This window comes from Planktothrix sp. PCC 11201 (assembly GCF_900009135.1).
In the GTDB taxonomy this organism is placed as follows: domain Bacteria; phylum Cyanobacteriota; class Cyanobacteriia; order Cyanobacteriales; family Microcoleaceae; genus Planktothrix.
In genome coordinates, this window is sequence record NZ_LT797709.1 from 21977 (window position 1) to 36026 (window position 14050).

9 protein-coding genes are annotated in these 14050 nt (G+C 41.4%); 6 read left to right on the forward strand and 3 right to left on the reverse strand.

Annotated features, from left to right (window positions below):
• Positions 1-280 precede the first annotated feature (280 nt).
• The 3 genes from PL11201_RS27170 (at position 281) to PL11201_RS18720 (ending at position 9068) form a co-directional block, all read left to right on the forward strand.
• Positions 281-8245: a BPSL0067 family protein gene (locus PL11201_RS27170; RefSeq protein ID WP_234996770.1), complete on the forward strand. Its 7965-nt coding sequence runs from the start codon at positions 281-283 to the stop codon at positions 8243-8245.
• Positions 8246-8574: 329 nt separating this feature from the next.
• Complete coding sequence (locus tag PL11201_RS18715) at positions 8575-8787, forward strand: hypothetical protein (RefSeq protein WP_079680410.1); 213 nt, start codon at positions 8575-8577, stop codon at positions 8785-8787.
• Positions 8784-9068, forward strand: coding sequence for a type II toxin-antitoxin system RelE/ParE family toxin (locus PL11201_RS18720; protein WP_079680411.1), 285 nt, complete (start codon positions 8784-8786; stop codon positions 9066-9068). The genes PL11201_RS18715 and PL11201_RS18720 overlap by 4 nt, the downstream gene beginning before the upstream one ends.
• 295 nt (positions 9069-9363) lie before the next feature.
• Here the strand turns inward: PL11201_RS18720 and PL11201_RS26895 are convergent, their stop codons facing one another.
• The 3 genes from PL11201_RS26895 to PL11201_RS18730 form a co-directional block, all read right to left on the reverse strand.
• A complete protein-coding gene (locus tag PL11201_RS26895; protein WP_197047341.1) occupies positions 9364-9537 on the reverse strand; it encodes a hypothetical protein in 174 nt (57 codons plus the stop codon).
• Positions 9534-9878, reverse strand: coding sequence for a hypothetical protein (locus PL11201_RS18725; RefSeq protein ID WP_079680412.1), 345 nt, complete (start codon positions 9876-9878; stop codon positions 9534-9536). Before PL11201_RS18725 ends, PL11201_RS26895 begins: the two co-directional genes overlap by 4 nt.
• Positions 9879-10176: 298 nt before the next feature.
• Positions 10177-10617 (reverse strand): endonuclease domain-containing protein, encoded by a 441-nt coding sequence (locus PL11201_RS18730; protein WP_079680413.1) that lies wholly within the window; start codon positions 10615-10617, stop codon positions 10177-10179.
• Positions 10618-11717: 1100 nt separating this feature from the next.
• Here PL11201_RS18730 and PL11201_RS18735 point away from each other — a divergent pair.
• The 3 genes from PL11201_RS18735 to PL11201_RS18745 all read left to right on the forward strand — a co-directional run bounded on the left by PL11201_RS18735 (position 11718) and on the right by PL11201_RS18745 (position 14047).
• Positions 11718-12005 carry a hypothetical protein gene (locus PL11201_RS18735; protein WP_079680414.1) on the forward strand — a complete coding sequence of 96 codons (288 nt, stop codon included), beginning with the start codon at positions 11718-11720 and terminating at the stop codon, positions 12003-12005.
• Positions 12005-12451 carry a type II toxin-antitoxin system VapC family toxin gene (locus tag PL11201_RS18740; RefSeq protein WP_079680415.1) on the forward strand — a complete coding sequence of 149 codons (447 nt, stop codon included), beginning with the start codon at positions 12005-12007 and terminating at the stop codon, positions 12449-12451. The genes PL11201_RS18735 and PL11201_RS18740 overlap by 1 nt, the downstream gene beginning before the upstream one ends.
• Positions 12452-12565: 114 nt before the next feature.
• Positions 12566-14047 (forward strand): zinc metalloprotease, encoded by a 1482-nt coding sequence (locus tag PL11201_RS18745; protein WP_079680416.1) that lies wholly within the window; start codon positions 12566-12568, stop codon positions 14045-14047.
• Positions 14048-14050 lie beyond the last annotated feature (3 nt).

Consider the following 14050-nt stretch of genomic DNA (forward strand, 5'->3'; position numbering starts at 1 on the left):
TGCTTCATAGCACCAGGGGAAACACCGGAAAAGTAAGCCGTGAATGAGTTTCAGGATTTTGGAGTGTGTAATACGTAGCACTGTAGAAGATCCTTTGATGGACTCGTGTGGGAAGATAGATATAACTTATATAAGAAAAAGCTTGACAAAATCAATGTTACTGACTTAGATTAGAAGATAGTTTAAATCAGGCTTATCTTTTAACTAAAACGCCTTCAAGTAAGGCTTTTTGGAACTAAATCCCTGGTTTTTTGCTTATTCTCATCTTTCAGGTGTATCTATGGCTTCCCGAAAAGGCTTTTTTGGTTCTCGTGCTCCGCAGCATCAGCAGTCTTTTATCCTTGAACCGATTCTGACACCGAGTGGTTTTATTGATGGTGGGGACGATACACCTGATCCGGTTAATGTAGACCTGGTAACACCCCTAGATGATGAATTCGAGATCTCAGTAGACGAAGGGGATGTTATAGATGGGGGTGAAGATTTAGCGATACACCCGCAGGAAATCCCAGATATCTTAGCGGATGACGACTTAGAAGAAATAGCTTTTGTTACTCATTTAGACTCAGACCCAGATATTACTGATGGGAGTCAGGACTTAGTTGGGGAAGATTTAGATACCCTTGATACACCCTCTCCAGAAGATCCTCAAAACTCGGAAAATGTAGCTGAAACCGATCCAAAACTATTAGAAACTCAAGACTTTAATCCCGTTGCTGAAGTTACCGAAGAAAGTAATATCCCTGAAAATTCAGATAGTCAAACATCCTTAAACTTAACAGATACATTTACTGAAGAAAAAACGGCTGATTCTGTTTCCCAAGTTGATCAAACTAATAACAGTATTTCAGAATTAGATCCAGATCAAGTTGCTGCAAATTCTTTAGAAGAATCTAATGATTTTGAAGAATTATCTCTCGATATTAACACAGAAACCCAGGATGTTAATACTTTAGAGGAAACCGAACAATCTGAAGAATTATCAATCCTAAATGAAGCCGAATTACAATCTCAAACTGAGGTTAATGGTCAACAAATTGAACCCGAATCTGAGTTAGAATCCGATCATCTAACTACTTCAGAAGTCGAGGGAGAACCCGCAACAGAAATAATACCAACTGAACAAATAGATGCAGAGAGTGAAGTTGATGTAGTAGATGCGATCGCTACCTCAACACCTAACTTTAAATTTGATTCCGGGGTATTTACCGTTGACGAAACCGGAGAAGTTGGGATTGATTATCTATTTGATGGTGGGAAATATAAAGGACAATTAGCCATCTTTAGTTTAGAGGGGATGGAACAATTTGAACCCGGTTCATCGGACTTTATTCAAGAAGCCGCGAGTCGAGCTTTAAGTAACTCAGAATTGGGTTATATTGTGATTTCTGATGCTACTGAAGGAGCTAAATTCAGTGGAAAATTATCGAACGAAGTTGATTGGAACCAAGGAGAATATCAGGGTGTAAAAACCTTTAATATGCAAGCTGGAGATCAGTTTGCAATTATGTTAGTTCCTAATGGAAAAGTAGCCCAAGTTTTTCAGAATCCTGATGCAGAAGGTTCACTACGTCCTCTATTTTCCCTCGCAACAGCTAATCCTGAAGATGGATTTAATGTTGGACAAATTGCTGATGTGACTGGCGATGGAAATACCTTTGTGATGGAGGATGTGCGGGTAGATGGGAATACGGATAAAGACTACAATGACATTGTTTTTCAAGTCAGAGGAGCAACGGGGAAAGCGGTTCATTTAGATGAAGTTATCAACCCGGCAAAAGACTGGCGAACTTCCGATTTAGGTGAAGGGTTAATTGCCTATGCTAAACCTTATATTACCCCGGAAGATCCACTTCCAGAAATTGAAGATGATCTCGCTTCGTTACTCGATGAACTCGATGGTTTACTCGCAGATGATTTCGATTTTGAACCAGAAACAGAACCCGAAGTTGTTGTTGCTGAAACCAACCCCGAACTAGAAACAGAACCAGAAGTTATTGTTGCGGAAACGATTCCTGAATCTGAAGCAGAACCCGAAGTTATTGTTGCTGAAACTACTCCTGAATCAGAAACAGAACCCGAAGTTGTTGTTGCTGAAACCACTCCTGAATCAGAAACAGAACCCGAAGTTGTTGTTGCTGAAAATAACCCAGAATCAGAAACAAAACCCGAAGTTGTTGTTGCGGAAACGATTCCTGAATTAGAAACAGAATCAGAAGTTATTGTTGCGGAAACGATTCCTGAATTAGAAACAGAATCAGAAGTTATTGTTGCTGAAACTACTCCTGAATCAGAAACAGAATCAGAAGTTATTGTTGCTGAAACTACTCCTGAATCAGAAACAGAAGTTATTGTTGCTGAAACTACTCCTGAATTAGAAACAGAACCCGAAGTTATTGTTGCTGAAAATAACCCAGAATCAGAAACAGAACCTGAAGTTATTGTTGCTGAAAATAACTCTGGACTAGAAACAGAACCTGAAGTTATTGTTGCTGAAAATAATCCAGAATCTGAAGCAGAACCTGAAGTCATTGTTGCTGAAACTAACCCAGAATCAGAAACAGAACCTGAAGTTATTGTTGCTGAAAATACTCCTGAATCTGAAACAGAAGCAGAAGTTGTTGTTGCTGAAAATAACCCAGAATCAGAAACAGAACCTGAAGTTATTGTTGCTGAAAATAACCCAGAATCAGAAACAGAACCTGAAGTTGTTGTTGCTGAAACAACTCCTGAATTAGAAACAGAACCTGAAGTTATTGTTGCTGAAAATAATCCAGAATCAGAAACAGAACCCGAAGCTATTGTTGCTGAAACCAACCCAGAATCAGAAACAGAACCCGGAGTTGTTGTTACTGAAACTAACCCAGAATCAGAAACAGAACCGGAAGTTATTGTTGCTGAAGACAATCAAGATTTAATTGAAGAAACAGAACCGATTGTTATAGGAAGTGAACAAAATGATACATTAACCAAAGTAGAAACCCCTGAATATCCGACAGAAACCATTAATAATCCTGAAGAAATATCTAGCGACAACAATCCAATTGTACCGCTTAATATTACTCAGAATAATATTCAAACAACAGAAATAAAAATTACGCCCATTGTTCCACAGGAGCCGAATAACCCATTAGTAGATCGATTAGAAAATCTCACCCAACAATTACGCCATCAAACTGTATCGGAGCAACCCGTTAATCAAACACTGATTACGCGCTTAGAACAATTAACCACTCAACTGCAAAACAAACCCTCTACCAGCCTCAATTCTACCGCCTTACAATTAATCGAAAAACTAGAGGCAAAATTAGGAACTCAACCCCCAATTCCTGCAACCGTCGAACCGCCTGTCCAGTTTGAATTTGCTACAGAAAAGCAACCTTTAGTTGGGGTCATTGATACTGGATTTAGTGGGAATAATCCTGATATTGACTACACTCGAATTACCTGGGGAAGCGATAAAGTTGATGGCGATGCTGACCCCACTTTATCGGCTGGAGAAGGCAACGAACATGGGACTCATGTATTAGGAATTATTGCCGCCCAACAAAATAATGGCATTGGTATTGATGGGATTAATGATAACGCTCCGATTTGGGCAGGACGGGCAATTGGTTCAGGAAAATGGGCAGAATCTTTAGTGGAATTTGTGGATGCCGCTAAAGCGTCAGGACAACCCAATGCTGTGGTTAATTTAAGTTTAGATTTAACCCAAATTAATCCCGATGGAAGTGTAACCACTCGTTATGAATTAACCCCACAAGAACGAGCCGCGATTGAATATGCGCGCCAGAATGGGGTATTAATTGTAGCTGCGTCGGGTAATGATGGCGGTGTCATGTCAGTTTTGGGTCAAGCTTCCCAGGAATTTGACAATATTATTACCGTTGGGGCGGCGCAACGAATTAATGATCAAATTGCCCTTTCTAAAGCTTATGATCGCGCGGACTATTCCAGTTACGGTCGCGGATTAGATATCATGGCCGATGGGGGGACAGTGGAAAATCCAGTGTTGTCCACTACTGGTGATGGAGTTGGTACGATGGCGGGAACATCGGTGGCGACGGCGAAAGTCACGGGTGCTGTTTCGCAAGTTTGGGCCGCAAATCCTGAGTTAAGTTATCGTCAAGTGATTGAAATATTGAAACAAACCGCAACGGATTTGGGTGTAACGGGTTTCGATCAGGAAACCGGAGCCGGGTTACTGAATATTGCGGCGGCGGTGCAGTTGGCGAAGGTGACAACACCGGAAGTTTATAACCCTACTCCGTGGGTGACTCCTGACACTTGGAGTGGTGAAGGGAAGGTAACGCCAGAGGAACGGGCGGCGCAGGGTGGGACTTCTCTTGCTACGGCTACTGTACAAACAGCACCTAATTTCTCGGAGCGCGATCGGGTTGACTCGAATCAGCCTGATAAATATTATCAGTTTACGGTGAACGAACCTGGTTATGTCAAGTGGAATTTGACCAGTCTCAACCCGGTTTCAGGATTTCCTACTCCCCCAAATGTAACTATTATCAAAGCTGACGGCAAGCCTGGATCTCATATCTTCAGTAAAGGGATAGGGATTTCTCTTAGTTCTTCTGTGATCGGGGAGGGACAGACTTCTTTCTCAGGTGGCGATTTTTACGATCCGGGGACGTACTATCTCAAGGTCGGTAGCGGTGCTGGGTCTACTTTCAAGGATTACAACATATCAACTCAGTTTACTGCCGATCAAGTTTCCAGTTTTGCTGGGAATGTGCAGTACAGAACTCAGCCCTATTATTCCTTAGACGACAGCCTCCAAAGTCCGATTTTCTCAGGGCCGGCTGTCTCTGAGTTGAATAATTTAGCAGGTGTGGTCACTTATGACGAGATAAATTTCAACAACCGGATTGCTAAGTATGGGTTTGAAGTGAAGGAGTCGGGAAAATTCAGGATAAATTTGAATTCTCCCAATGGCAAAATGGAACTGAGCGTTAAGAAATTTATCGGTTCTGAAGATAGACCAGTACAACTTTCTGGCCTTGGGGTTGCTGCTAACTCCAATCAATGGTTGGAACTCGAACTGAATAAAGGGCGCTATGACATTGAGGTGAAAACTCCCAGCAATTACTGGCAAGAACCTGATTGGACTTGGGCTAAACAGACATTGGTACGACCTTATACATTGAATGCCACTTTTACTCCCAATGCGCCACAACCCGGACAAGGGAAAGTTCCTTCGTCCGCAGGGGTATTTGATAAGACAGTAGTGAGTAATGGGGTTGTTAATCACTATTACAAGAATGGGCATTTGACGGTGCAGCCTTCGGGTCAAGCGAGTTGGTATGGCTATCCTATGATAGTGATATCAGGTTCAGCGCAACGAATTAATGAACCTTTGACCGATCCTGATGGTAATTACTCAATCCAGACTGCCGCAAATTTATTTTATAGTAATCTTGACTTGGGGGATGGGATTGATATAAGACGTGCTCTTGGCTCAATTGGTGGTAACGATTTAAGCGATTTCCACAAATTCAGCTTAAACAGCTTGAAATTAGTAAATTTTCAATTATCTCAACTCACCAATGGTGCTAAGTTGGAGTTAATTCAAGACCGAAATGGTAATGGTCAAGTTGATTTTGGTGAAGCGATTACTACCAGCGATCCTGGATTGAATCCCCGTTCTTCATTCTCGTTTGATCGAATTTTAAGAGCAGGGAATTATTATTTGCGAGTGAGTCCTGGTTCTTCTGGTGCGACGACTAAATATCAAGTGGATGTGGCAGAGCGATCGCCAGAGAATCAAGTCATTGCTGGCTACAATTCGGATTACTATTTAGTCCAGAATGCTCAATTGCGACCGATTCCAAATCAAGAAACATTGAACGCACTAAAAATTAATCCGAATACAGTTAAGCGTTTCTCGAATGAAGATTTAGCTCGGATTCCACAGGGAAATCCTTTACCTTCACGTAAAGACGGCGATGTATTTAGAGATCAGTCTGGAAATATTTACTTGATGCAGTCAGGAAAAGGATATTTGGTTTCTGATTTGGATACTCTGAGAGCCATTGGCATAAACGAGACAGCGATGGCAACTTTTCCTGAGAGCGATCTCAAGGATATTCGCTCAGGAGAACCTTATGTTTTACTGAACCACTGGAAGGCAAGCTTTATCAACCGCAATGCAGGAAACGTTTCCCAATTGTATAATATTGGGGATTTCAATAATCCTGTAGCCACTTTGGATTTGGGAGTTCAAGGAAGTGGGGACGGTAATCTAAGTTTGTACCGCAATTGGGGCTTGACCAGTCCTGACAATCGGGTGCAAAAAGATTACTTTGCTATGCAGGCATCGACTCGCACTAATATGCAGGCTGGTAAGTTGTATCAGGTGAGAACTAAATCTGATGATGGGACTCGGTTCTTACTCAAGAATGTCAAGACGGGTGAAGTTAAAACTATTGAACAATTAGGTGGCTGGAGTGGTGGAGATTGGCGGGGTCGTGGTGCTGATGAACCAAATAAGATAATTTACTTCAAAGTACCTGATTCGGGTGATTACGATTTCTATGTCCAGTATTACGAAAATGATGGGGGTTCTACAGTTGATATTTCAATGGGTGAAGTTAAGCCAGTTGACGGTTTCTATGACAGCGATCGGACAAATTGGAAATCCAGTGTTTACTGGTGGGATCGGACTAAAGCGGGCGATCCACCTTTAGATTTCCAAAAAGCAGAAAATAAGATAGGGGTTTACAATCTGGGTAAAAATGACCGCAGTGATGGTAAAAAGGGTATCAGCCTGGATTGGCGCAGCAAGCTTCCTAATAATGACGTTACCTTGCCAAAAAACAATTTTGCTATCAGCAGCTACACTCAGGCTCGTTTTGAACAAGGTAAAAAGTACACAGCATGGGTGTATTCAGATGATGGATATCAGCTATATGCTATCAACCGCAGTACGGGTCAACGAGTTAATATCACGCCTAGTAATGAGTGGAAAAAAGATGCTTACGGGAAGCATCAACCAATTGATATCAACGTTCCACCCGGTGATTATGATGTTTATTTTAATTACTTTGATGGGGGTGGTGATGCTTATTTTGACTTGTCTTGGGAGGGGGTTGCTTCTTCTTCACCAAAAATTGATCTTCCTTCTGGAAGTAGTGGTATTGATGTATCTAATAACAATGGTTATGTAGATTGGCAAAAAGTGAGAAATGCAGGTAACTTATTTGCTTTTATGAAAGCAACAGAAGGTACAGGCTACACCTATAATCGCTTTTTCCAAAACTTGCAACAGATCCGACAAGTTGGTATGCGTCCTGGTGCTTATCACTTCTTTGTTTCTAATGTTAATGGACAGGAACTTAGCGGTGAAGAGCAAGCTAACTATTTTCTCAATGCTGTAGGAACTATAGGGAAAGATGATCTTCCTCCTGTGTTGGATTTAGAAGAATATGATGGCAGGCCTGAATACAGTTGGAAAAACATAACTTTAGAAGCTCGTTTAAAGCTTGTCAAGCAATGGTTAGATACAGTTGAACAGAAGACAGGACGCAAGCCGATAATTTATACAAATCCGGGCTTCTGGAGATATTATATGGGGGATTCTAAAGACTTCGCAGAATACCCATTATGGATTGCCAACTATGGTGTAAGTCAACCTGATATTCCGGGTGGCTGGAAGAATTATGCTATTTGGCAATATTCTGAGACAGGTCAGGTAGATGGGGTAAGTGGAAATGTAGACTTGAATAAATTTTCTTCTTTGAATGAGATTGCTGCCCCTAGTGGCGGTTCCAACAATGGTGGTGGCACTATCAATCCTGGAGGCAACAACGGTGGCAGTGGAACTTCTTCAAATCCAAATCTGACTCAACTGCTAAACGGTCAACTTACGGGCAACTATATAGATGTAGACCGTGCCTATGGTAATCAATGTTGGGATTTAGTTGCTTATGTGACAGGACAAACGGGATTAACAACAAATTGGAAACGCAGCGTCAATGTCATGTCCAGTGGAAATATCCCAATTGGAACTGCTATTGCAACTTTTCTGGGTCCAAATGGTACTTACGATACACCACCCTATTACAACAACCAACACACCGGGATTTTTGCCGGCTACGGCACTGAGAATGGATCACCTGGCTTTTACATCTGGCAGCAGAATTGGCCAATAGGTTCGTCTGTGCAAAAGGGCTTTATCAAAGCTAGTGGTTCAGGAGTTTATAATGCAAACAATTACCATGTAATTCAGTTCTGAGTATGACAACATTTAGAGCAATATGTCAGTAGTAGTTGTAGAGTACGTTGGATGGAGAGGGCGATCGCCTTTTAGGATAGAGAAACTGCGATCGCTCTTTATTTCTTTATCTCAAATTAGTTGTTTTTCCTCATCATTTCTTCTAACAAAATCGGAGGGCTTTCATCATAGAATACTTGCTTGTTGTCAATCGTTTCATCCCTAAATCTGCCACAAGATTAACAGCAGGTTTAGCCAGCACTGCGATGCGACGCATTTTATGTATTTATTTTTCTCAAATCAGAAGTAAAATGAGACAAAGCTATCTAAGCCTCCCAATCTAACTAACCATGCAAACTTTAACATTTGACAGCATTTTAGACGCGATCGAAACCTTGTCTATAGACGAACAAACCGCTCTGCTTGTCATTATGCACCGAAGACTTAGCGATCGCCGTCGCACCGAAATTGCCGCTAACATTGCACAAGGAAAACAGGACTATCAATCTGGAAACATCTTTAGAGGTACAGTTGATGAAGCGATCGCGGAGCTAAACCGTTGAAAACTATCACTTTTACTTCATATTTTAAACGTGCCTACAAAGCCCTCATCCGTAAACACCCAGAGCTACAACCCAAAGTTGAAGATGTCTTGAGACTTTTGGCAGAAAACTCTTTCGATCCATCACTGCAAACACACAAACTCAAAGGTCAATTAGCTGGCTCTTGGGCTTGTACTGTGGAATATGACTGTCGGATTGTATTTGATTTTGTTGAGAATCCAGAGTCGGGAGATGAAGAAATTCTCTTGCTCGACATTGGCAGTCACGATCAGGTGTATTGAAAATGTTGGCTTATGCGATCGCCTTTTTCTATCTGCCATAGTCAAGGGCGATCGCTCTATTGTCACCTCAACATATTGCTCAAATTAGTTGTTTTTCCTGATCATTTCTTCTAACAATATCGGAGGGCTTTTATCGTGGAATACTTGCTTATTATCAATCGTTTCATCCCTAAATCTGCCACAAGATTAACAGTAGGTTTAGCCAGCACTGCGATGCGACGCATTTTATGTATTTATTTTTCTCAAATCAGAGCGATAGGGCTAACGTGACGCAGCGCGATCGCTCTTTCTCCACCTAAGAAACCTGCTTTAATCGCTTGAGACGTTGTTCTCTAATATTACGTTCTAACATTTCAATCACCTCTTGTAACTCCAAACCAGCTAACTCCATATCTTGACAAGCACGATGGGCCTTCGCGAGAGTCCGCTTTACCTGTTGTGGATCGGGCAAAAAGGGTGTTTCATTCATAATAAATTCCAATCCGCTTTAATTTCTTGTGTACTACGTTCCAAGGCGGGAACCCTGCTAGAGATACTAACAATCCTATCATCTAATAATGTTAACAGATCGGGAGTAGCCCTGGGCTGTGATTCCGCAATCCGCATTTGTAAGATAGACAGTTGAGAAAATCGTTGTTTAGCTTGCTCGGCGATTTCAGTCAGTTGCTCCAATGCACCCAATGTACTCTCCGTCTCTCCAAAACGCTCCAATAAGTCTAACTCAGTAGCCTTAGCTTCATCCACAATATCTAATAATCGTTGTTTGAAATCCCAAATAATTGCCCGACGCTCTGGGGGTAATTTCGCCATCTTGTGATCGTGAATCAGTAACAGTAGGTATTATAGGGATAAAGTACCCTCAATCATTCAGTTTTTGTGAAAGGGCTTTAAAAAGCGTGGCCTCAGCCCTATCGCTCTTTTGGGGATGGGAAGGCGCGATCGCTTTTCACCTCACATATTGCTCAAATTAGTTGTTTTTCCTGATCATTTCTTCTCACAATATCGGAGAGCTTTGATCATGGAAAACTTGCTTGTTGTTAATCGTTTCATCCCTAAATCTGCCACAAAATTAACAGCAGGTTTAGCCAGCACTGCGATGCGACGCTTTTTATTGATATCTTTTTCTCAAATCAGAGCGATCATACTCCACTCTTATCCCCCCCTTTTTAAGGGGGTTAGGGGGGATCAAACCCAACAACTCCCCACAAACCCCCTCAAAACTCTGCAACACCTCAACATTCGTAAACCTAACAACTTTCAATTCATACCCTTCTAAAATCACAGTTCTTTCTGCATCATATAGTTTCCCTTGTTCGGTAAAATGACTATCCCCATCTATCTCAATCACCAATTTCAAAGCAGCACAATAAAAATCGACAATAAAATTATCAATGGGTCTTTGTCTCAACACCCGAAACGGAAAATGTCTCAAAAAATCTTGCCAAAGTTTACGTTCTGCTGGGGTGGCATTTTGTCGCAGTTGTTGAGCAATGGGTGTCAGTTTAGAATTATAAGGAAGATGGAAGTTGGAGTTATTGAATCTGGGCATGATCCCCCCTAGCCCCCCTTAATAAGGGGGGGATAAGATGTTAGGAGGAATTATAGGTTAAGTTGAGGAGGGTATAGGATGTTGATGGAAATTTGTGTTAAAGAGAGCGTCTTAAAGCCCCCCTTCTCAATGGGGGTTTGGGGGGATCTCCACTTAGATTATCCGAAGAAGATCCCCCCTAGCCCCCCTTAAAAAGGGGGGACAAGATGTTAGGAGGAATTATAGGTTAAGTTGAGGAGGGATAAGATGTTGATGGCAATTTGTGTTAAAAAGGGCGATCGCTTACCTCTTAAAGCCCCCCTTCTCAAGGGGGGTTTGGGGGGATCTCCACCTAGATTACCCGAAGAAGATCCCCCCTAGCCCCCCTTAAAAAGGGGGGGACAAGATGTTAGGAGGAATTATAGGTTAAGTTGAGGAGGGAATAAGATATTAAGAGTAATTTGTGTTAAAGAGAGCGATCGCTTACCTCTTAAAGCCCCCCTTCTCAATGGGGGTTGGGGGGATCTTCACTTATATTATCCGAAGAAGATCCCCCCTAGCCCCCCTTAAAAAGGGGGGGACAAGATGTTAGGAGGAATTATAGGTGAAGTTGAGGAGGGATAAGATGTTGATGGTAATTTGTGTTAAAGAGGGCGATCGCTTACCTCTTAAAGCCCCCTTTCTCAAGGGGGGTTTGGGGGGATCTCCACCTAGATTACCCGAAGAAGATCCCCCCTAGCCCCCCTTAAAAAGGGGGGGACAAGATGTTAGGAGGAATTATAGGTTAAGTTGAGGAGGGAATAAGATATTAAGAGTAATTTGTGTTAAAGAGAGCGATCGCTTACCTCTTAAAGCCCCCCTTCTCAATGGGGGTTGGGGGGATCTTCACTTATATTATCCGAAGAAGATCCCCCCTAGCCCCCCTTAAAAAGGGGGGGACAAGATGTTAGGAGGAATTATAGGTTAAGTTGAGGAGGGATAAGATGTTGATGGTAATTTGTGTTAAAGAGGGCGATCGCATTCTATTTATTCAAAGCCAACTATAAATAACAAAAAGAATTGACAAATTATCTCAATCAATATATAATTGAGATAATTTATATATCAATTTGTTAAAAATAATGAATACTATTGAATTGCGAAAGCACATCGAGCAAAGTCTTTTAAAAATTTCGGCAGATAACCTCAAGATAATAGCTGAATTTGTTGAATTTATTAAACAAAAAGAAAACGCTAAAAATATTGATTATCCATCACCAGAAAATATTTCTTACAAACCCGCTTCTGGTCAGTCGGTATTGCGACACGCTGGTCAGTGGGTTGGTGATGACTTACAAAACTGCCTTGATTTAGTTAATCAAACCAGAGGAAAAGTATCGGTCAATAGACATATTAATCCTTTTAAATAATGTATCTTTTAGACACCAATCATTGTAGCCTTATTCTCCTCAATAACCAAGCCGTTATCCAAAACATAGAACAGGTAGGAGAAACTAATATAGCTACCTCTATTATTACAGCAGGTGAGCTAATTTATATGGCAGAAAATTCCACTAATAAAGATCAAAATTTAACCCTAATAAACCAGTTTATTGAAGATATTAGAGTTTATTATATTGATCAAGAAACCGCTAAATTCTATGGACAAATTAAAGCTGCCTTAATCAAGGAATTTGGCCCCCAACAAAAAACGAAACGAAAAACAACTAAAATAACAGAATTAGGTTTTGATGAAAATGATCTCTGGATAGCTGCTATTGTTCGGCGTTATCATCTTACCCTAGTAACATCTGATAGTGACTTCAACCGCATCAAAACAGTTATCAGTTTTACCCTAGAAAACTGGAGAATATAAAGTATTGCGATCGCATTCTCCCCAAAGTGCTCATTTTTAATAAAAATTTTACCTAATAAACCCTTGACTTATCCCTAAAAGTTTAATAGAATGAATTAGTGCATCTAGGTAATCATGAATGCTCATAATCCTCTCCCTGAATCCAACAGTTTAGACTGGATTTGTCCAGACTTAACTCTCTACTGGAAATTAGCAAAAGTTAAAAATTTTAATCAAATCGTTCTCAAAGCTAAACAAGGTCAAACTCACCATTTATTTTCATCTCAAGAAAGCTTTGCCCTGCGATATTTTACCGGACAATTCACGATTACAAAAGTTCAAAAAGTTTGTCAACAGGAATTTGGAGAAACCTTAGCTCCCAATTTTGTGATTAACCTGCTACAAAAATTGATTGAACTCAATATATTAGCCTTGGATGAAGAAGAAAACGGCGAGAACCCAGACCTGGGGTTTTTAAATACCTCACTTAAAAAACAGCCACTCTCCAAAGCCTCCTTAAAACTGAAAGATTGTGTGCAGTGGATAAAACACCCCGATGGATATTGGATTCTGCGGAACCCGGAAGATGTCAAATTCATCCAAGTCACCGAACAAGATAAAACCATCATTGACCAACTGGGACATCAGCCGATGGCTGCGGTGGCTGTGGAATTCGGCATTTCCCAAAACCAGATTAAATATTTGCTGCAAATGCTGACGGTAACGGCCATGTTGGAGGGAACCACACCGCCCCAACCCCCCAAACGCAAATTCAACCCGATGCAGTTGTTGTTTTTCCGCATTCCCCTGTTCAACCCTGACCCTTGGTTAAGCCGACATATCAAGGGTTTGCGGTGGATCTGGACTCAACCAGTTGGCCTGCTTCTGGGTGTGTTCCTGACCGTTGCCGCCCTGATGGGGTATTCCCAACACGGTGAACTGCTCCAAACTGGACAACAACTATTGGCCCATTCCCCCAGTTCTCTGCTGCTTCCCTTTGGGTTGTTGACGATGTTGGTTGTCACCCTGCACGAACTCGGACACGCCTTCACCCTCAAATATTACGGCGGCATTATTCCCCAAATTGGACTGTTGATGATTATGTTCATGCCCGCCGCCTATACAGATACTAGCGATAGTTATTGTTTAGTGAAGCGATATCAACGGGTTCTGGTCATCGGCGCGGGGGTTTTAGTCCAGTTAATCATAGCAGCAATTAGCCTATTTTTATGGAACGGGTCTAGCCCTGGAACCTGGTTAAATTTCCTCAGCTATTTGTTAATGTCGGCGGCTCTGTTCACCGTTGCCCTTAACCTCAACCCCCTGGCTAAATTTGATGGCTATTACCTCGCCGTTGCCCTGACTGGAATTAATAACCTCCGTAGTCGGTCGTTTGGATTTTATAAAAATTTATTCACCAGAAAACCAATTCAGGAGACGGGAAAAGATGCTCTAATTTTAGCGATTTATGCCCCTTTAAGTTTTGTCTATATCTACTTTGTGTTTGGATTTTTATTCGTTAGAATTGCTGACTGGTCATTCACGAATATTCCTATTTTATCATTAATGTTGTTGCTCATCTGGGCAATTTATTATTTTCTCCCCCAAGACCGTTAACAT

Coding starts and splice junctions, on each gene's coding strand:
- PL11201_RS26895 (WP_197047341.1), bottom strand. CDS start 9,537: ATGAATGAAACACCCTTTTTGCCCGATCCACAACAGGTAAAGCGGACT.
- PL11201_RS18730 (WP_079680413.1), bottom strand. CDS start 10,617: ATGCCCAGATTCAATAACTCCAACTTCCATCTTCCTTATAATTCTAAA.
- PL11201_RS27170 (WP_234996770.1), top strand. CDS start 281: ATGGCTTCCCGAAAAGGCTTTTTTGGTTCTCGTGCTCCGCAGCATCAG.
- PL11201_RS18745 (WP_079680416.1), top strand. CDS start 12,566: ATGAATGCTCATAATCCTCTCCCTGAATCCAACAGTTTAGACTGGATT.
- PL11201_RS18735 (WP_079680414.1), top strand. CDS start 11,718: ATGAATACTATTGAATTGCGAAAGCACATCGAGCAAAGTCTTTTAAAA.
- PL11201_RS18715 (WP_079680410.1), top strand. CDS start 8,575: ATGCAAACTTTAACATTTGACAGCATTTTAGACGCGATCGAAACCTTG.
- PL11201_RS18740 (WP_079680415.1), top strand. CDS start 12,005: ATGTATCTTTTAGACACCAATCATTGTAGCCTTATTCTCCTCAATAAC.
- PL11201_RS18725 (WP_079680412.1), bottom strand. CDS start 9,878: ATGGCGAAATTACCCCCAGAGCGTCGGGCAATTATTTGGGATTTCAAA.